Origin of the sequence: Synergistes jonesii, from assembly GCF_000712295.1 — a bacterium.
Classification (GTDB): domain Bacteria; phylum Synergistota; class Synergistia; order Synergistales; family Synergistaceae; genus Synergistes; species Synergistes jonesii.
Genome location: NZ_JMKI01000054.1, coordinates 49,737 through 69,228 on the forward strand (window position 1 = coordinate 49,737; position 19,492 = coordinate 69,228).

Here is a 19,492-nt window from a genome sequence, read left to right on the forward strand (position 1 = left end):
ACAGGGCGCTGGAGCGCCGCCGCGCTTTGCGCGAACGAAACATCATATATTCGGATTCTCGAAAGGTGGGGGCCCCTCGGGCGTTGTGATGAAATTAAGGATATTGGGCGCGGCAGGCGAAGTAACCGGCTCCAATTACATGATAGAGACAAAGAATTACAAGGTCCTCGTCGACTGCGGCACGCATCAGGGGCGCGACGAAGAGAAACACGCCGGCGAGGATTTCACATACGATCCGTCGGATATAGACGCGCTGCTTTTGACCCACGCGCACATCGACCACAGCGGTAGGATACCGCTGCTCGTAAAAGAAGGTTTCAAAGGAAAAGTTTACTGTACGAACGCCACGTCCGAGCTCGTCGAGATACTTCTGCGCGACTCGGCTCATCTGATGCGCGAGGATGCGGAGTGGCGCACGCGCAAAAACGCGCGCCGCGGGCTGCCTCCCGTCGAGCCTATCTATGGCGAAAAGGACGTCGAGGATATGCTGACGCACCGCCAGCCGCTCCCATACGACGAAGTAGTCGACATCCTCCCCGGACTTTCGGTGCGCTTCCGCGAGGCGGGGCATATATTGGGAAGTTCGATAATTGAAGCGTGGATATCCGAGGAGGAGGGACAGAAGCCCGTCAAAGTGGTCTTTTCGGGCGACCTCGGGCAGCTCGACGGCGTTATAGAGAAGCCGCCGACCGTCATCGACGAGGCGGACTTCGTGCTCATCGAATCCACCTACGGCGACAGAATGCACAAGTCGCTCGCCGACACGCGCGCCGAGTTCCAGAGCGCTATGGAGGAGGCGATACGCTCGGGCGGAAAGGTGCTCGTGCCGACCTTCGTGGTAGACCGCGCGCAGAGGATGCTCTACGAGTTCAAGCTTCTCCAGAAGAAGCTGCCCGGCCTCCGGATGCCGCCCATTTATCTCGACTCGCCCATGGGAGTCAGGACGACCGAGATATATTCGAAATACAAGCATCTGCTCTCGCGCGAGCTGAAAGAGCTGCTCGCAGCCGGCGAAGACCCCTTCGAGCCCGACGGCTTCCGCTTCGTGCGCACCGCCGAAGAATCGCGCGCGATAAACGACGTGAACGAGGCCATAGTCTTAGCCGGAAGCGGCATGTGCTCCGGAGGGCGCATCATGCACCATTTGAAGCACAGCCTGTACAGAAGGGACACGCAGGTCTTCTTCGTCGGCTATCAGGCCCACGGCACGCTCGGACGACGCCTCGTCGACGGAGCGAAGACGGTGAGGATCATGGGCGAGGAGGTGGCGGTCAACGCGGCCTTCCGCACGCTGAACGGCTTTTCAGCGCACGCCGACCAGGACGACCTGCTGAAATGGGCCGGGCATTTCCCGCGGAAGGCGCAGTTCGTCGTAGTGCACGGCGAGCCTAAATCTTCCGAGGCCCTCGCGCAGTGTCTCGCGTACGAGGGTTACTTCGCGCGGGTGCCGGCCTTCGGCGACGAGATAGATCTGAGCTCCAGGGCGCCGGAAGACGCCAGGTGCCCCGTTATTTCACACCGTATGCGCGACCGCGTCGACATCTATCCGCAGGACGTGGAGGACGCCCTCAACGATATCGCCTCCTGCATGGAGGATATGAAAGAGGGCGTGATAAGCAACGCAAAACGGTACAAGGAGACCATGCCGCTGCTGATATCCGCCCGCGTGCTGCTCGAGGCCGCCGCTGCGCTGAGCGACGGCAGGCTGGCGTACAAAGAAAGGACCCCGGCAAAATAAAAGCCGCGGCGACAGGGGATAAAGGATGGGAAGTCAGATGGTGAAAAAGGCCGTAATTGCCGCAGTATGCGTGTGCTGCGCTGCGGCGCTTCTGCTTTTCATATTTTTCGGCCCGGGCTCGAAGGGCATCATGACGATGCTGCCGAAGCCGGACGAAAGGGAAATGTATTTGATAGCCGAGACGACGGGCGGTTGTCCCGAGCTCGTCGTCTCGCTTTTCAGCGAATCCTTCGGTGCGGAAGGCAGAAGCATGTCGGCCGAAAGCGCGCTGCTGGCTGCCGCGGCCGCGGCCGAGGAGGCGGCGCTGCTCGTCGAGAAAAATGAGGGCGACGGATATCGTCTCTGCGCGTCGCTGCACTTTTCCTCCGCCGAAACTTCGTCGCTGAAGAAGGGCAGGCTCGGCGCCGAGCTCGGCAAGATATTCAAAAGCGCCTCGATACGTGAGGGCGGGGCTGAGGGAGTTTTCGCGATAGAATCGGCCGCGTTCGGCGAGCCGCTGTTCTATAAGGTAAGCGGAAGATACACCGCGATGGCGGCCGACGCGGCCGCCTTGCGCCGCATGGAAGAGGCGTCGAAGCGCAGCTCCGCGAACCTCGGCGGCAAGAAATGGAGCGTGGAGAGAGGATGGCCCGCGCATATCGAAATATGCGACGGCGGCGCGATCACCGCGAACGCGAAGGAAAAATTCCCGGTGACGCTCGAAGCCGCATGGCGCGGCGCCGACGCAGAAGAGGCTTCCCCCGCCGAAGGCGAGGCGCGCTGGGCCTTCGTCAACCTCGGCAAGCCCGCCGAGCTGTGGCTTTCGCGCTCCCTCAAGGCCGAAAAATGGGAGACGGGAAACTATCTGATACCGGAGCCGCTCCTCTTCTCCGCCGGTATAAACCTGCCGGAGCCGAAGGGGAAATATAAAGACTGGCCCTTCCCGCTTTCGTCGCTCGGAGAGATAGCGGAGAACATAGGGCTCAGCGACTCTCAGGCGAGAGAAATCCTCGGGGGGCAGACCGTCTTTTCGCTCGGAGGGCAGAATAGGATATTGTGGTTCTCGCTGCCTGGCTTCCTCGTCGAATTCACCGGACGTCCCGCGCTGATGAGGGAACTCGTCGAAAAATTCTGGGAGAATCTCTTCTTCGGCGCGGAGCCGAAGCCTATGGCCGGCTTTGAGGCAGGCGGCTCGGCTAATCTGCCCTTCTCGGCGGTGGGAGCCGCGCGCGGGGGTGTAGCGGCGCTCGGCCTCGCGACGCCGCAGTCGCTTGAGGGCGGAGCCAAGACCCTCGGCAGATATCTTAAGGACGGCGAAGAGGCGATAGGCTGGGCGATAGCCGACCTGCCGCGCATCGGCGCCGCGCTCTCCGATATGACCAAGATGAGCAGCTTCCTCGAAGAGGAGGCTTACGAGGATGAAGATTTTTCCGATTTTGAAAGCGGAGGCGTCCCCGGCATGCTTCAGCCGGATATAACGACGACCCCTTTTGATCAAGAGATAGCTGACTCCTTCGGAAACGTCCTCAAACGCATGGGGCGCATATTCATAGTATGGGAAAAACCCCTCTCCGGCAGGCTGCTGTGGTACAGCTCGCAGAAGTCGGCAAATTAAACCTGGAGGTTTTCATATGTACACAAACGCACTGAAAGTGCTGCGCGAGCGCGGCTTTATCGAGTGGAGCAGCCACGGCGAAGAGCTTGAGAAGCACTTCGCCGAAAATATGGTCACGGGCTACGTCGGCTTCGACCCAAGCGCCGACAGCCTGCACGTCGGCAACCTCGTCGCGATAATGGGGCTCGCGTGGCTGCAGCGCCTCGGACACCGGCCGATCGCGCTGGCCGGCGGCGGCACGGGCAGGATAGGCGATCCCTCCGGCAAGAGCGCCGAGCGCAATCTGCTAGCCGAGGATCAGATTCTGCACAACGTCGGATGCATAGCGGCACAGCTGAGGCACTTCCTCGACTTCAACTGCGGCGAGAACAGCGCGCTGCTGCTGAACAACAACGACTGGCTCAAAAAGCTGAATTATATAGAATTCCTGCGCGACATCGGCAAATTCTTCTCCGTCAGCTTCCTCGTCAACCGGGAATACGTGCGCGCGCGCGTGCTCGACCCCGACAAGTCGATAACCTACACCGAGCTCTCCTACATACTGCTGCAGGCCTTCGACTTCGACCACCTCTACGGAGGATACGGCTGTACGCTTCAGATGGGCGGCAACGACCAGCAGGTCAACATCATCGCCGGCATGGAACTGGCGCGCAAGAAATCCGGCGGGCAATGCTACGGCATGACCTTCCCGCTGCTGCTCAACGCGCAGGGGCAGAAATTCGGGAAATCCGAAAGCGGGGCCGTCTACCTATCGCCCGAGCGCACGAGCGTCTACAAATTTTATCAGTTCTGGATCAACGTCGACGACAGAGATCTGGAGAAGCTCTACAAGCTCTTCACCTTCCGAGGGCTCGGCGAGATAAAGGCTCTGCTCGCGGAGCACGAAAAAGCGCCGCATCTGCGCGCGGCTCAGAAGGAGCTGGCGTGGGAGATGACCTGCCGCGTGCACGGCGAAGAGGCGGCGGCGCGCGCTAAGGCCGCGAGCGCGGTGCTCTTCGGCGAAACTAAGATAAAGGACGCCCCCGCCGAGGCGCTGGAAACGCTCTCCGCCGAAATAGCCTGCACCGAGACCGAACTCTCCGACGACAAGACCGTCGCCGACTACCTCGTCCAGTGCGGCGCGAGCGAGTCGAAGGGCGACGCGAAGAAAAAGATCAAGGCCGGCGGCGCGTACCTGAACGGCGAAAAGCTGACCGACGCCTTCCGCAGGCTCACGGAGGAGGACCTTCTTGCCGGGCGCTTCGTGCAGCTCAACATAGGCAAAAAGGACTTCCGCCTGCTCAAAATAAAATAATCCGTTTTTTTGAGGCTTGGGAGAGAGAGGAAAGCGTTCCTCTCTCTTCTTGTCGTAGAGGGGATTTAAAAATCTTGAAAAAGAGCGAAAAGGAAAAAACTGCCGAAAAAAAGACGGGCGCGAAGGTGCGCGCCTGCATGGCCTTTGCGAAAAGCATACGCCCTGGGTGGCGCGCGGACGCGCTCGCCGGCCTGCTTATATTCATCCTGAAGCTGCTCGGCGTACGCAAGAAAATCGCGCTGGACAACATAGCGCTCTGCCTGCCGGAAAAAACTTGCGAAGAGCGCAGAAAAATCCTCGCGGAATCCTACGAGAGCATGGTGTGGACCGGCGTCGAAATGCTCGCGTGGCAGCGGGACGCGTCGCTGTTGGACAGGATGCTCGTCGAGATCAGCGGGCGCGAATACATCGACGAAGCGCTCGCCGCTGGGCGCGGCGCGATAATAATCTCCGCCCACATCGGGAGCTGGGAGTACGCCGCGGCGTGGCTGGCGCGTCACTATCCCTTCTACGGCGTGGTGCGGCATTCCGACAGCCCCTTCCAGCGCGAGCTGATCGAAGAAATGCGCGAGACCTCTGGCCTTATGACCATATCGAAGGACGCGTCGATGAAGCGCGTCATAACCGTGCTGCGTAAAAACGGAGTCTTCGGCCTGCTCGCCGACCAGCACGGAGGCGACGAAGGACTCCTCGTTCCCTTCTTCGGGCGGCTCACGCGCACGCCGGCCGGCCCCGCCGCTTTCTCCGTGCTGGCCGGGGCTCCGATGATTCCGTTTATGGCGCGGCGCCTGGAACCCTTTAAATTTTCGATAACTGTGTCGCCGCCGATGCCGCGCCCGGACAAGAATCTCTCAAGAGACGAAGCGATAGCCGACCTGACGGCTCGAATGAACCGTGAATTCGAAAAGATGATAATCGAAAACCCGGGGCAGTGGCTCTGGCAGCACAGGAGATTCAGAAAAGAAGACGAAGAATAGCGCGGCAGGCGGCGTGCGCCGCTTTTATACCCCTATCCTCCGTCGAAGGTTCTCTTTTTTGTGCTCTTTTCCCTCCGCCACGGCCTTATGAAGCTGTAGCGGCGCTGAGGCGTCGGCTGTGCGGTGGAGGAGCCTATCCATTTGTTGAGCTCTTTCGCGCTCACCGCCGATTCCTTTTTCAGCTTCATCGTCGGGTCCGCCTCCATTATCTTCTGCGCGCGCAGCAGGTCCCTCTGCTTCGGGCAGTCCTCGAGCCGGACGCCCTTTTTGTTTTTCATCTTCGTTATGTAACTTTCGAGCGTCCACAGGTCGTCGCAAGAGAGCTCGTCCGGCAGCTGCGGCTCTGGGAAGGCCGGAGTCTGCGAAAAGTCCGCGAGCTCCTTGAAGGAATCTATCGAAAGGGCGCGCGCCATCTCCATAGCGAGCATCGCGCAGCCCTGCGCGTCGCTGCCGGCGTGGTGCGGCAGCAGCTCGATGCCGTAAAGGGCGCAGAGCGCCTCGAGGTTGTATTTGTTGTTTTCGTCGTGGATGTCCGCGCGCTGCGCCAGCTCGAGCGTGCAGAGGTGCCCGTAGCTCCTGTATTCGTATCTTATGCCGTAGCACCGGAGCGCCGCGTCGAGCGTCAGCGCGTCGTCGCGGAAGCTGTGGGCGACGAGCGCCCGCCCCTCTATATCCGGGAATATCGCCTTCCAAACCCTATCGAAAGTCGGCGCGCCGCGCACGTCCTCATAGGTTATGCCGTGGATTTGCACCGCGTTTCTCTGGAAATAGAAAGCCTTTTTCGGAGGCCTGACGAAATATTCGTAGGACCTGACGATCCTGCCGCGCTCAACGACGCAGAGTCCGAGCTGGCAGATCGAGCTCTGCGCGTTGTTGGCCCTTTCGAAGTCTATCGCGGTGAAGGTGAAGTCGTCGCACCGCGGCAAGTATTTGCGGACCGTGATGATCATGCGCGGCTTTCCTCCTCTCCGCTGGGCAGGCTCTCGACGACGTAGGGAGCCGTTACCGAGCTTTTGCAGGCCGGCATTTCCGACGGGAGGCCGGAGAATATTATCTCTCCGCCGGAGCGTCCGCCGCCGGGCCCGAGCTCTATTATATAGTCCGCTTCCTTCATTATATCCACGCTGTGCTCCACGAGGAAGAGCGTGTTTCCCGCGTCGGTCAGCTCGTTGAAGAGCTTGAGCAGCGTCTTTATATCGCCTAAGTGCAGCCCATCGGTCGGTTCGTCGAGTATGAATACCGAGCCGCGCTCGGCCAGGTGAGACGCTAACTTCACGCGCTGCAGCTCGCCGCCGGAGAGGGTCGTCATCGACTGGTTCAGGTGAAGGTAGCCGAGGCCGACGCGCCGAAGCGAAGTCAGCTTCGCGCAGAGCGGCCTGCCGCCGAAGAAGGCCGACGCCTCGTCGACAGTCATATCCATCACTTCGGCGATGTTTTTGCCGTTATAGGAGAAAGCGAGCGCCTCCTTAGAGTAGCGCTTGCCGCCGCAGAGGTCGCAGAGGGATTCTATCTCGTCCATGAAGTGCATGCCGGAAACGACCACGCCCGAGCCGCCGCATGCGGGGCAGGCCCCCTTAGAGTTGAAGCTGAACCAGGCGGCGCTCGTCTTGTTCGCCGCTGCGAAGATCGCGCGTATCTCGTCCGCTATGTCGAGATACGTCGCCGGCGTCGAGCGTAGGTTTATGCCGATGTTTTTCTGCCCGATGAAGACCGTCTCCTCCGCGAACTGCCTGCGGAAAGATTCCATCAGCGACGACTTGCCGGAGCCCGCGACCCCGGCGATCACCGTCATCACGCCGAAGGGCAGCTTGAGCGAGACGTTTTTCAAATTGTGCAGCGACGTCGGGGCGAGCGCGAACCAGCCCGTCGGCTTGCGCAGCGCTTTCTTGAACGGGGTTTTCCTTTTCAGCATTCTGCCGGTGAGGCTGCCGCAGGCGAGCAGCCCGTCGTAGCCGCCCTCGAATACTATCTTTCCGCCCTCCGCTCCGGCGCCAGGCCCCATGTCTACGATGTGGTCCGCAAGCTTTATCACCTCGCGGTGGTGCTCGACTATCAGCACCGTGTTGCCGTGGTCGCGCAGCGCGCAGAGAGAATCTTTCAGCAGGCTGATGTCCTTCGGGTGCAGCCCTACTGAGGGCTCGTCGAGGACGTAGGCCATGTCCGTGAGGGCCGAGTTGATGTATTTCGCGATTTTTATGCGCTGCGCCTCGCCGCCGGAAAGAGTGCCGGTCGCGCGCGAGAGGGAAAGGTAGCCGAGCCCGATCTGCACGAGCGCGCCGAGCCTGCGCGACAGCTCGCGCTTTATGTCCGCGGCCATCGGGTCCGTTATCCCCGCGACGAACTCCAGCGCCTCGGGGATGGGCATAGCCGTGACGTCGGCGATGTTCCTGCCGTTGATCAGGCAGCTGCGCACCTTCTCGTTGACGCGCGAGCCGCGGCACTCCGGGCACTCGTAGCTCGTCACCATCTTGTCCAAGATACGGGCGAAGCGCTCCCCCTCCTTCGTTGCGATGACGCTCCTGTACATGCGCGGGTAGAGCCCCTCGAACTTAGCGGACTTCGGCCAGTTCGGCGGCGGGTTTTTCAGCCTTATCTGCGGCGAGTAGAGGAAGAGCTGCAGCTCCTCCGGCGAATAATCCTTTATCTTTTTGTCGAGGTCGAAGAGCCCGCTGTAGGCGTAGCGCTTCCAGCGCCAGAGCCCGCGCCCGAACGCGGGGAAGTGGATCGCGTCTTCGTCGTTGAGGCTCTTGTCGAAGTCGACGAGCTTGTGGATGTCTAAGTCGTTCACTATGCCTACCCCGCCGCAGCGCGGGCACTTCCCCGATGGGTGGTTGAACGAAAAAATGTCGGAGTAGCCTATGAACGGCCTGCCTACGCGCGAGAAGAGCAGGCGCAGGATGGAATAAATGTCCGTGTAGGTGCCGACGGTCGAGCGGGTGTTCGGCGCCGGCTTCTTCTGATCTATGATGATCGTCACGGGGAGATTTTCTATGAGCTCGACCTCCGGCCTGCCGTACTTCGGCAGGAACTGCTGTACGAAGCTCGGAAAGGTCTCGTTCAGCTCGCGCCGCGATTCCGCCGCTATCGTGTCGAGGCAGAGCGACGATTTTCCCGAGCCGGATACTCCTGTGAAAACGGTTATGACTTTTTTTGGTATTTTGAGAGAGACGTTCTTTAAATTATTTTCGTATGCGTTCGTTATTTCGATAAATCCGCGTTCCATTTCTCATTCACTCCGACCTGCACCGCACGATTTTTTTCGTTCGGCTATTGACATTGACCGCGTAAAATGTTCAAATATTCACAAAGGCTCGCATGCCTTCATTACAACAACATAACATAACTCCTGAGGGGGAAATTGACAATATGAAAATATTAGCGTTAATGGGCAGTCCTCGTCTGCGCGGCAACACCGCGATACTGCTGTCGCAATTTATCAACGGCGCCCGCGCCGCCGGCGGAGAAGCGGAAGTCGTAAACCTACAGGAGGAAAACATCCATCCCTGCGACGCGTGCGACATTTGCGAGTGCGGCGACAAAGATTTCTGCGTCCACAACGACTCCATGCGCGAGCTGATGAAAAAAGTCGGCGAAGCCGACGCCTTCGTGCTCGCGACGCCGGTATGGTGGACCGGCGCGTCGTCGCTGACGAAAATTTTTCTTGACCGGCTCTACGGCTACAACACGCGCAAATTCTTCGGCGGCAAGGGCATATATCTGATCACGACCTTCGTCGACAATCGCAGATTCGAGCACCCGCTCCCCGGCGCCGACATCGTAGGCTACGCCATCCAGAGCGTTTCGGACTTCACCGGCATGGAATTCCTCGGGCATCTGCGCTCCGCCATCTCCGGCTGCGTGCTCGACGATACGAAGATACTGGACAAAGCGTTCCTCGAAGGAAAGAATTTCGTTAAAGTCCTAAGTCACGCAAAGTAAAAAAGAAACGAACGCAAAACGGCGAAGCCGCGCGCTAAATCTGAGTGCGCGGCTTCGTGCGTCTTACGAATCCGACAGTCCGGCTTTTCTCTTTTTCGCCGCTGAATGCGGGCGTTAAAGCTGTGGTGACGAAAAGCGGCAAAATCGTGTCCTTTCATGAAATTCGCCTGCTTTGTTTCTCTGCTCGCATCGGCATAGCATAAGTTCACGTCCTTCCCGTATTGCCGTTTAAAAATGCACTTTCTTCAATACGGAAATTTGCCTTTACGCGCCCGCCAAAATGCCGCAGACAACTGCAAAAGCGCCGTACCGCGCCGCATTTACCCGTCCATTTTGTGATTTTAGCCGTGATGTTAAAATATTAAGTGAAAATGTTCCTATTTTTTAATCTCTCGGATAAAAACGGATACAGTACTTTATGATATAATGCCTAATATATAACAGTTCCATTTTACCGGCCTCGGCCGGAAACCAGAAAAAGGTGTGATGCTCAGATGAAAAAACTCGCAACGCTGATACTCCTTATCACAATAGCCGCCGTCGCGGCGGCCCCGGCCGCAGCGGCCCCGGCTCCGCAAAAAGACTGGCCGGCCCAGCTCAAGTTCATGGCAGGCCCTCCCGGCGGCAACTGGTTCGCGCTCGGCAGCGCGATGGCGGACATGTGGTCTAAGAACACGATCTCGGTTACGAGCAGCACCGGCGGCGGCGTTTCCAACATAATCAACGCCAACGGCCATAAGGGCGACTTCGGTTTCTCGGTCACCTCGCTCCTGGGAGCGGCCATCAAGGGCGAACAGGACTTTATGGGGCGCCCGGCGAAGAACGCCGCGATACTCGCCAACCTTTATACCCAGTACACCTACTTCATTATGCGCAAAGACTTCGCCGAGAAGAACAAGATAACCAAACTCGGCGACATCTTCGAGAAGAAGATCCCCGTCAAGATGGCTACGCTGAAGCCCGGCACCTCTTCGGAGTTCGTCGTCAAGTCGCTCTTTGTTAAGGGTTACGGCGTTACCTATAACGACATCAAGAAGATGGGCGGCTCGATGGAATTCGCCTCCTATGAGGGCGGCGCGGACCTCATCGCCGACGGACACATCGACCTCTTCATCTTCTCGGTCGGCAGGGTCGCCTCGATCGTCATGAACATCGAGAGCAAGGCCGACATCGTCTGCCTCCCGGTAGACGACGGCGCGCTTAAGGCGCTCTCCGACGCCTACGGCACGGTCGCCTTCACGATCGAGCCCGGTATCTACAAGAGCGTGAAGAAGCCCGTCAAGACCGTAGGCGACTACACCTGCATCGTAGTGCGCGACGACATCCCCGATTCGCTCGCCTACGACCTCTGCAAGGCCCTCTGGGAAAACAAGGCCAGTCTTGCGAAAGCCGTCAAGGACATCGACGAGCTGACGCCGCAGATCGCTGTGCCGGACGGAGTGCCGACGCAGGCCGGCGCGTTGAAGTATTGGAAAGAGCTGCAGGCCAAGACGAAGAAGTAACGCCGCTGCGCGAGATTTTTTAGAAGCAGAGGAGAACCTTCCTCTGCTTCTCTCACTTATCGACTGTCAAGCGGCGGCTCTACGGCGTCATTTGATTCTGACGCCGGAGCGTCCGTCCCGTTTTATGCCAGGAGTGTGTGTAAATGCGAAAATTAAGCGGATCAAGTCATAAATTTATGTACGTATATTTTGTGGTGATCGGCCTCTTTCACCTCTATACCTCCGTATTCGGAGCCTATGAATCATACTTGCAGAAAAATATCCATCTCGGGCTGGTGCTCCCGACGGCCTTCTTTTTATTCCCGATGTTCAAAAAAGCGCCCATGGACCGCGTGCCCCTCTATGACTGGGCGCTCGGGGCCTTATCCGCGATCCCCTCGCTCTACGCGATCGTCAACTATGACAGCATCGTGATGCGCATCCAGCAGGTCGATCCTCTGACCGCCGCCCAGTTCTGGTGCGGCATACTGCTATTCGTGCTGCTGCTCGAAGGTACGCGCCGCGTCGTCGGGCTGCCGCTGACGCTGATCGCCTTCCTTTTCGCCGCTTATATGTACTTCGGTCAGTCGCTGCCCGGCATAATGAAGGGGCTGTCGTTCTCTATGTCCGAAGTCGTTGAGCAGATATACCTGACCGACGAAGGAGTCTTCTCGATGCCGCTGGGCGTCTCCGCGACGCTCGTCGCCGCCTTCCTCATCTTCGGCGGCTTCCTTGAAAAATGCGGCACGGGCCCGTACTTCATGGAAGTCGCTCAGGCCTTCACCGGCACAGCGCCGGGCGGCCCCGCCAACATCGCGGTCATGAGCTCCTGCCTCTTCGGCTCGATATCGGGCTCCGCGGTCGCCAACGTCTACGGCACCGGCACATTCACGATACCTCTTATGAAAAAGATCGGCTATCCGCCGCACTTCGCCGGCGCGGTCGAAGCGGTGGCCAGCTCCGGCGGGCAGATAATGCCGCCCGTCATGGGTGCCGGCGCCTTCCTCATGGCTTCCTTCCTCGGCGTGCCCTTCACTAAAATAATCGTCGCCGCCATCACGCCGGCGATGATCTACTACGCGGCCGTCTTCCTCATGATTCGCCTCGAAGCTATGAAGCGCGGACTTAAGGGGCTTGCGCCCGAGGATCTTCCCGACAAAAAGCAGGTGCTGAAAAAAGCGTATCTCTTCCTGCCGATCATCGCGCTCGTCTACTTCCTATTCGTCGGGATGACGCCGATGCGCGCCGCCGCGATAGGCGTCCTCGTCTCGTGGCTCGTTTCGCTTCCGCAGCCCGACAAGCGTATGGGGCCGCGTGCGGTCGTCGACGCTATCTACAACGGCGTTAAAAACGTCACGCTCGTCTGCGTGGCCTGCGCTACGGCCGGCATAGTGCTCGCCTCCGTCTCGCTGACGGGAGTCGGAGTCAAGCTCGTCGGTCTCGTGCTCGCCTTTACGAGCGGGCTGCCGTTGCTCGCGCTCTTCCTCGTCATGATCGTTTCGCTCATCCTCGGCATGGGGCTGCCGACGACGGGCGCGTACATCCTCGCCTCCGCGCTCGGCGTCCCTATCCTCACGAAGCTCGGATTCCCGGCAATATCAGCGCATATGTTCGTCTTCTACTACGCGATAATATCTAACATCACGCCGCCCGTCGCGCTCGCCGCGTACGCCGCGGCGTCCATAGCTGGCTCCGACCCGAACAGGACTGGCTTCGAAGCCTGCCGTCTCGGCTTCCTCGCGTTCGTCACGCCCTTCGCCTTCTGCTACGATCCGGGCATACTGCTGCAGGGCACGCTGCCGGAGAACCTCTTCGGCATACTCGCCTGCTGCGTCGCCTGCTTAGGCTTCGGCTTCGCGATGATGGGCTACCTGAACCGCGCGCTGAAGCCTTGGGAGAGGCTGCTCTTCGTCCTCTTCGCGGTCATGGGTCTCTGCCCCGACCGCCTGATAACGTCGATAGGTGCGGCCGGGGTCGTAGCGGCGTGGGTATTCTTCGCAAAGACGGGAAAGAAAAACGTACAGCCCCCTGCGGCGGCTTAGCCGGAAGCGCCGTAAGCGTTATAAAGAAAGAGGGTCTTCGGGCCCTCTTTTTAGTATGTTTTTATTTCAACAGGTCCGCGTCGTCTCGTGTTCCGCCTCGTGGTATGGCTTTCCCCTCCCATACATTTGCTTTAAGAAACGCTTCGGCGCATCCATTTAATTGCGCGCTCTGCGCCCCAATAAACAGCTTTGAAGGGGTTCGTCATCATTCAACATCAGGGAGCGTCCGCGTTAAGAAAGATATGTCTCCTTCAGGAAGTTACAGGAGCCGCGCGCCGGGACCATCGCCGCTCAATCGTTGACACGATGTAACGATGTGCTCGGATACCCTGTCAACGACGGACGCGCCGCCTTATTAACGATATTGAACAGCTGCGGGTGGCAAGTGTGTGCATTTTATAACGATATGGTGCATATGCCGCTGCGCTTCGCCGTCCGCGGCTCTATTTCTGTGAGATCCCATCCAGCTAAGCCGGCGTTTTGTCAGTAGGGTGCGCTGATATTTTTGAGGGTCTAAAAGATATATATTTCCCGGTTATACTTTCAGGATTCAAAGCAATTTCCTCCGGCGTCCCGCAAGCGACTATCCTGCCTCCATCTTCGCCCCCACCAGGTCCAATATCGATGATATAGTCCGCATTCCTGATTACGTCAAGGTCGTGTTCAATAACGACTACCGTTGCGCCATTGTCTATCAGGGTTTGGAATACACCCAGCAGAGATTTTACGTCTAAGGGATGAAGCCCGATGGTAGGCTCGTCGAAAACAAACATGGAGTCCGCCTGCGCCCTTCCCATTTCACTGGCAAGCTTTAGGCGCTGAGCTTCCCCTCCGGAAAGGCTCGGCGTTTCTTCGCCTACGGTAAGGTAACCAAGTCCCAGACTTTGCAGGACCGACAGACGCCCATACACATTCTTCATATCCTTACAGAAAGAGAGTGCGGTATTCACATCCATATCCATGATCTCAGGAAGAGAACGGGATTCACCAACTTTGTTCGTGTACTTTACTCTATATGCGTCCCGTCCGTACCTTGAGCCCCTGCACTCCGGGCATGGGACATCTACGTCCGGCAAAAATTGCACATCCAAACTGATAGAACCAGTCCCGTCACAGGTCGGGCATCGCAGATTTCCCGTGTTATATGAAAAGTCGCCGGCCTTAAAGCCATGTTCTTTCGCGCTCTTTGTGCGGGCAAATATCTTTCTCAGCTCGTCATGGACATTTGCATATGTGGCTATCGTGGAACGGACATTGATTCCGATAGGCGCTGCGTCGATCAGCTTGATGTGTCTGATTCCTCCTGCGTCCAGCGAACGGACGTGTTCAGGAAGCGCTTTTTCAGAGATCATCGCCTCCAATCCGGGCACAAGGCTTTCTAAAATCATCGTGGTTTTTCCCGAACCGGATACGCCCGTGACGACGGTCAACCTCCCCTTTGGAATATCCACTTCAAGAGGTTTTACAGTATGGATATCAGATGTGGACATATGGATCCTTCCATATGAGAAAAGCCCGCATCGCCCTGCTCTTTTTCGCATATCGGATTCTGCATTCCCAGAAAGAAACGGGCCGATCTGTGAAACTTTATTGTCAATGATATCCTTGATCGTACCTTCTGCGATGACATTTCCACCTCCCGCGCCTGCCTCGGGGCCCATCTCAATGATCCAGTCGGCTTCCTTCAAGATCTGTGTATCATGGTCCACTAAAAGCACGGAATTACCATCCGCGATCAGGTCATGCATAACTCCGTTCAGCCCCACGATATTGGATGGGTGCAGACCGATGGATGGTTCATCCAACACGTACAATACACCGGTTGTTCTGTTCCGCACAGCACGGGCAAGCTGCATCCTCTGACGCTCCCCCGTCGACAGAGTGGACGCCGCACGGTCAAGCGTCAGATAGGAAAGCCCAAGGTCCATGAGACGTTCCGCGACCGTCTGAAAAGCTTCACAAATGCTCTCTGCCATAGGCCGCATTTCGGAAGGTACAGAATCCGGCACACCGGGCACCCATTCCACCAGCTCCTTCAATGTCATTGTGCAGGCTTCATCCAAAGATATTCCGCGGAGTTTCGGCGCTCTGGCCTTTTCTGAAAGTCTCGTCCCTCCGCAGTCCGGGCAGACTCCGGTTCTGAGGAATTTCTCGACGCGCTTCATTCCCTTTTCGTCTTTTACCTTTGAAAGCGCGTTTTCCACAGTGTAGATGGCGTTGAAATATGTAAAGTCCATTTCTCCCGACGCGCCGCTTGTCTGATTCTGGTAGATCATATGTTTCTTGATTGCCGGGCCGTGGAAAACGATATCCCGCTCTTTTCCAGTCAGCTCCCGGAAAGGCACGTCAGTCCTTACGCCAAGATCCCTGGCAATATCCTTCATCAGACTCCACATCAGAGTCTGCCACGGAAGGACCGCGCCTTCATCTATGGAAAGAGATTCGTCCGGCACCAGCGTGGACTCATCCACCACATTTACAAAACCGGTGCCTTCACAGGTCGGACATGCTCCTGAACTGTTGAACGCCAATTCTTCCGCACCGGGGCCGAAAAATCTCACGCCGCATTCAGGGCAGATGATTTCTCTCTCTGCCGCTACATCCATCGACGGCGGACAATAGTGTCCGTTGGGGCATCGGTGGCTGCCAAGCCTTGAATACATGAGGCGCAGGCTGTTTAGCAGCTCTGTTCCCGTGCCGAAGGTGGAACGGATGCCGGGCACGCCCGGCCTCTGGTGCAATGCAAGTGACGCCGGGACATAAAGCAGCTCTTCCACATCTGCTTTCGCCGCCTGCGTCATGCGCCTTCTCGTGTATGTCGATAAAGCGTCCAGATAGCGTCTCGACCCTTCGGCATACAAAACGCCCAGAGCGAGCGAAGACTTACCGGAGCCGGACACTCCGGCAATTCCTACGATCTTGTTCAGCGGTATATCCACATCGATATTTTTCAGATTGTGTACCCGCGCTCCGCGAACCTGAATCTTTTTCGGCGCCCCCGTCTCATCGTTCATAATGCGCATCTTCTTCCGTGTATTCCTCGTATGTCATATCTTTATTCATGAGAAGCTGTAGCCCTTTCAAAAAATTTTTTTGCTTGAGAGCTTGAGAGGCCGCATAAACAGCCATTACTGCGGATTATCTTACTATTTAAGATAATCCTGCAATTTTATTTTCAGCGCAAATATAATAACCTTACAATCAGCTGTCAAGTGTGGCGTATCGGCGCGCGGCGAAAGCCAAACGCAAGCAGCGGCGAGAACATCCGCAGAGAAAAGAAGGCTGTTCCGGCGGGCGGGCGTAAGCATCGCGGAGGTGGTCGCGGCGTACGGCTCAGCAAGCGGCGGCAGTAAGGATAAGCTGGCCGAAACGCCGACCGCCCTCCAAAGCGTCGGCGGTCTCTTTTTTATCGCGGCCGTACCGTCATTCGGTTTGTCGAGAGAAGGCCTCGCCGCAGCCCAGCCGCATATCCCGCGGTTATGGCCTTCGCTTATATGGCGTTCCCCTACAGTTTCAGCGTCTGCCGCGGAAGAGGTGATTTGGCCGTTCTTTCATATTTTTTAGATATTCGTACTGCGCGGCGCCGGCGCCGCGTGCCGTTATCTTTCTATCTTCCGTTTACCATCCTCGCGCCGGCTGCCCTTGCCTGTTCCAGCTTCTCAGGGAATACTGAATTGTGTCGTTCGGCCTTTGCTTCCGGGTCAAACATCGTCCAATCATATTTAGAGTAATCGCTGACTTGTTTGGTATCTCCGGCGAACAGGGATTCCGTAGGGCCGATGAAGCGGCTGAGCGTTCCCTGGTATTGCTCTGCAAGATGGCGGTAATATCCGCCCGGCTCGTAGGCCTCGTCCGGCGCATTACTGGCCATAATGAAGAGGACGGGGATCCGGCGGTCGTTGTAGCTGAAGAATTCAGTTTTATAGGTGATGTACTGAAAAATCAGCCGCTCGTAAAGCGCGCGGAACGCCGCCGTCGTTTCGCCCAGATAGTTTGGTGCGCCCAGAATCAATCCATCCGCCGCACGAATTTTTTCGAGCACCGCTGTGAGATCGTCCCGGCAGACGCAATGTCCGTAATGTTTTTCAGTCTTGCATCCGAAGCAGGAAATACAGCCGGAATACTTCCCGAGGCTATACAGGTCGAAAACTTCGACTTCCGCACCCGCTTCCCGCGCTCCTTTCGCCGCAGAATTTACCAATGAGGCCGTATTCCATGTTTTTCTTGGGCTTGCGTTGATCGCTAAGATATGCTTCATTTCTGTCGCCTCATGCGGGATTAAATTTATCTTTTCCTCTGGCACATCTCGGGCAATGCCAGTCCTCCGGCAAATTTTCAAAGGCTGTTCCTGCCGGGACGCCGTGATCTGGGTCGCCTATGTCAGGATCGTATACATAGCCGCAGACGGAGCATACATATTTTCCGCTCTTTGTTTTGTAAGTGATTTCACCGACTGGAATGCTTTCAGGCGGATTATTGAGGTCGACAACCCTCTTAGCCTCCAGATTTTCATAGCCGAGCGGGGTATGCGTCGACAGATATACCGTAGGATGGTTGCCGATAAATTCGCGCACTCGATCAAGAGTTTCTCTGGCGGCTCCAAGGTCGTCAAATACGACGGACAGTTTGTTCTCATACAACGCTTCGTCCGTGTAAGTAATGTCTCCGTGAATCATATAGAATAAGCCGTCGTTTTCCACGATGACGATGCTGTTCCCGCCGGTATGGCCCTTTGCCTTGATGAAATAGATGCCATCTTTGATCTTCTGGCTCTCGGGAAAATTGTAGTATGGGCCGTCCTCGAACTTTACAGCAACGATATTGTTAAGTCCCTTTAACTCATCCGCGCCGACTTCCTCTTCGTTTACATAAATCTTTGCATTCGGGAAACGCCCCAGTTCACCGGAGTGATCTCTGTGCCTATGCGTCAAAAGAATCTTTGTGACCTGCTCCGGGCGATATCCCAATTCGGCGAAGGCGTCCGCGTAATCCATGATGATCCTGCCCGTATAGATCGCCGTATTGTCATCCACGGCCCCTTCCGGAAAACCGGCTGGAAGACCGGTGTCGACCAGAATCACTTCGTCGCCGGCGTCGATCAGATAATTCTGAAGCCCGGACCTGTAACGAATGGCGCGGTCAAATTTTTCTGCACCTTCTTCGCCGCCGAAGACGAAGGGCTGTGTGGCAAATCCATCGGTTCTGAATTTGATTGCTTTGATTTCCATCTTTCTAATCTCCTTTACTCTCCGTTGTCACGTTGTTACGGGTGCTTTTTTCAGCAGCAAGCGAAGGCTTATCATTTCCCGATCGGATAATCCTATGCGATCCTGCATGCTGAGCGCATCATATTTCAGTGCCTCCCCCTTATATGTCAGAGCTATTAAGAACGCCCTTTCATTATATTCTGCCCGCTCTTTTTTGAACAGGCCCGCTTTTCCATCGGTATGGTAAAAATCTCTTTTAATGTGCGTTTTTTCATTCTGATCCTTAAAAATTTGCTTTATTATTCAACGACTACTTTGATCGCAGCGCATTCGCCGCCGGCGACTCCGGCAGAGTTTCCCTGCCTCGCCCGCTGCCGCCTTTGCCGCGTATCTCGCCCATATGACATTCCTTACAGCGCCACAGTCTGTCCGCAGGAGAGATAGCGGAGCTGCTCTTTCATGATTTTCTTGAGATATTCATATTGCGCGGCGCCCGTACAGTGGCAGGTGTAATACAGCGTTTTGCGCCGCGTCAAATATTGGGCCGCTTCGTCGAGCAGACGCTTTCCCGCGCCCTTCGGATCTGCCTTCATGAAGTGGAAGCCGCCGATCAGAACGTCCGGCTCGAACCATTCCAAGAGATTCAGCACGCCCTTGTGGGAGCAGCCGCTGATCAGGATGCGTCTGCCGTTTTCTCTGATTTGCAGATATTGCTCATGCCGAAAATCCTCCGGCAGCGTCCTTCCCTCTACGCTCATTGTGAGGCCGGCCGAATCGACGGGGAAGCGGCGTTCCCGCTCGTTGCAGGAGGAGAGCTCCAGCCCGTCGTCGATCTGATAGTAGGCATCCGTGTAAACAAGCCGGGGATCGGAGGCAAGCTCCGGAGCGAGGCCGATCTCTTTTCCCGCCGCATTCCCGTGCTTTTCAAAGGCGTGACGGCTCACGTAAACGGGGGCGTGGTCGTTTTCGGTTAGAAAAGCGCTCAGCCCGCCGCCGTGGTCGTAGTGGCCGTGGGACAAAACTGCAAAGTCGACGGCGTCAAGGCTGACGCCCATTTTTTGGGCGTTTTCCGCAAAGGCGCGGCTTTGCCCCATATCGAACAAAATTTTGCGGCCGCACGCCTCGATATACAGGCTGAGCCCGTGTTCCGTGCGAAAATCCCTGCTGCACGCCGTATTCTCCATCAGCGCTTTTACAATCATTATGGATGCTCCTTTTTC

General features: G+C 57.0%; 13 protein-coding genes and 1 pseudogene. 7 read left to right on the forward strand and 7 right to left on the reverse strand.

Annotation, left to right across the window (positions count from 1 at the left end; all coding sequences use genetic code 11):
* The first annotated feature begins 88 nt into the window (after positions 1-88).
* From EH55_RS12570 to EH55_RS12585, 4 genes are all read left to right on the forward strand, one after another.
* Entirely contained in the window at positions 89-1,738 is a 1,650-nt protein-coding gene (locus EH55_RS12570) for an MBL fold metallo-hydrolase RNA specificity domain-containing protein (RefSeq protein WP_037978473.1), read from the forward strand.
* Between the two features lie 25 nt (positions 1,739-1,763).
* Positions 1,764-3,332 carry a hypothetical protein gene (locus EH55_RS12575; protein WP_141730567.1) on the forward strand — a complete coding sequence of 523 codons (1,569 nt, stop codon included), beginning with the start codon at positions 1,764-1,766 and terminating at the stop codon, positions 3,330-3,332.
* Positions 3,333-3,348: 16 nt separating this feature from the next.
* Positions 3,349-4,626, forward strand: coding sequence for a tyrosine--tRNA ligase (gene tyrS / locus EH55_RS12580; RefSeq protein ID WP_037978477.1), 1,278 nt, complete (start codon positions 3,349-3,351; stop codon positions 4,624-4,626).
* A gap of 74 nt (positions 4,627-4,700) precedes the next feature.
* A complete protein-coding gene (locus EH55_RS12585; protein WP_051682908.1) occupies positions 4,701-5,603 on the forward strand; it encodes a lysophospholipid acyltransferase family protein in 903 nt (300 codons plus the stop codon).
* A gap of 32 nt (positions 5,604-5,635) precedes the next feature.
* On the opposite strand, the gene EH55_RS13670 is transcribed toward EH55_RS12585, so the two are convergent.
* Together EH55_RS13670 and EH55_RS12595 are read right to left on the reverse strand one after the other, a co-directional pair.
* Positions 5,636-6,553, reverse strand: a complete 918-nt coding sequence (locus EH55_RS13670; protein ID WP_051682909.1) for an exonuclease domain-containing protein — start codon at positions 6,551-6,553, stop codon at positions 5,636-5,638.
* On the reverse strand, positions 6,550-8,826 hold the full coding sequence (locus EH55_RS12595) for an ATP-binding cassette domain-containing protein (protein ID WP_037978478.1): 2,277 nt from the start codon (positions 8,824-8,826) through the stop codon (positions 6,550-6,552). The genes EH55_RS13670 and EH55_RS12595 overlap by 4 nt, the downstream gene beginning before the upstream one ends.
* A gap of 143 nt (positions 8,827-8,969) precedes the next feature.
* On the opposite strand from EH55_RS12595, the gene EH55_RS13675 reads away from it, so the two are divergent.
* From EH55_RS13675 to EH55_RS12610, 3 genes are all read left to right on the forward strand, one after another.
* Entirely contained in the window at positions 8,970-9,542 is a 573-nt protein-coding gene (locus tag EH55_RS13675) for a flavodoxin family protein (RefSeq protein ID WP_051682910.1), read from the forward strand.
* 494 nt (positions 9,543-10,036) lie between these two features.
* On the forward strand, positions 10,037-11,044 hold the full coding sequence (locus tag EH55_RS12605) for a TAXI family TRAP transporter solute-binding subunit (RefSeq protein ID WP_037978481.1): 1,008 nt from the start codon (positions 10,037-10,039) through the stop codon (positions 11,042-11,044).
* A 143-nt stretch (positions 11,045-11,187) separates the two neighbouring features.
* Positions 11,188-13,065, forward strand: a complete 1,878-nt coding sequence (locus EH55_RS12610; RefSeq protein ID WP_037978483.1) for a TRAP transporter permease — start codon at positions 11,188-11,190, stop codon at positions 13,063-13,065.
* A 467-nt stretch (positions 13,066-13,532) separates the two neighbouring features.
* Here the strand turns inward: EH55_RS12610 and EH55_RS12615 are convergent, their stop codons facing one another.
* The 5 genes and pseudogenes from EH55_RS12615 to EH55_RS12630 all read right to left on the reverse strand — a co-directional run bounded on the left by EH55_RS12615 (position 13,533) and on the right by EH55_RS12630 (position 19,474).
* Positions 13,533-16,079 (reverse strand): excinuclease ABC subunit UvrA, encoded by a 2,547-nt coding sequence (locus EH55_RS12615; RefSeq protein ID WP_051682911.1) that lies wholly within the window; start codon positions 16,077-16,079, stop codon positions 13,533-13,535.
* Between the two features lie 593 nt (positions 16,080-16,672).
* A complete protein-coding gene (locus EH55_RS12620; protein WP_037978485.1) occupies positions 16,673-17,323 on the reverse strand; it encodes a flavodoxin family protein in 651 nt (216 codons plus the stop codon).
* 10 nt (positions 17,324-17,333) lie between these two features.
* A complete protein-coding gene (locus tag EH55_RS14750) occupies positions 17,334-17,510 on the reverse strand; it encodes a rubredoxin (protein WP_236617142.1) in 177 nt (58 codons plus the stop codon).
* 192 nt (positions 17,511-17,702) lie between these two features.
* Positions 17,703-18,293, reverse strand: a pseudogene (locus EH55_RS12625) (MBL fold metallo-hydrolase); the annotation flags it as partial.
* A 389-nt stretch (positions 18,294-18,682) separates the two neighbouring features.
* A complete protein-coding gene (locus EH55_RS12630; RefSeq protein ID WP_037978620.1) occupies positions 18,683-19,474 on the reverse strand; it encodes an MBL fold metallo-hydrolase in 792 nt (263 codons plus the stop codon).
* Positions 19,475-19,492: the final 18 nt, after the last annotated feature.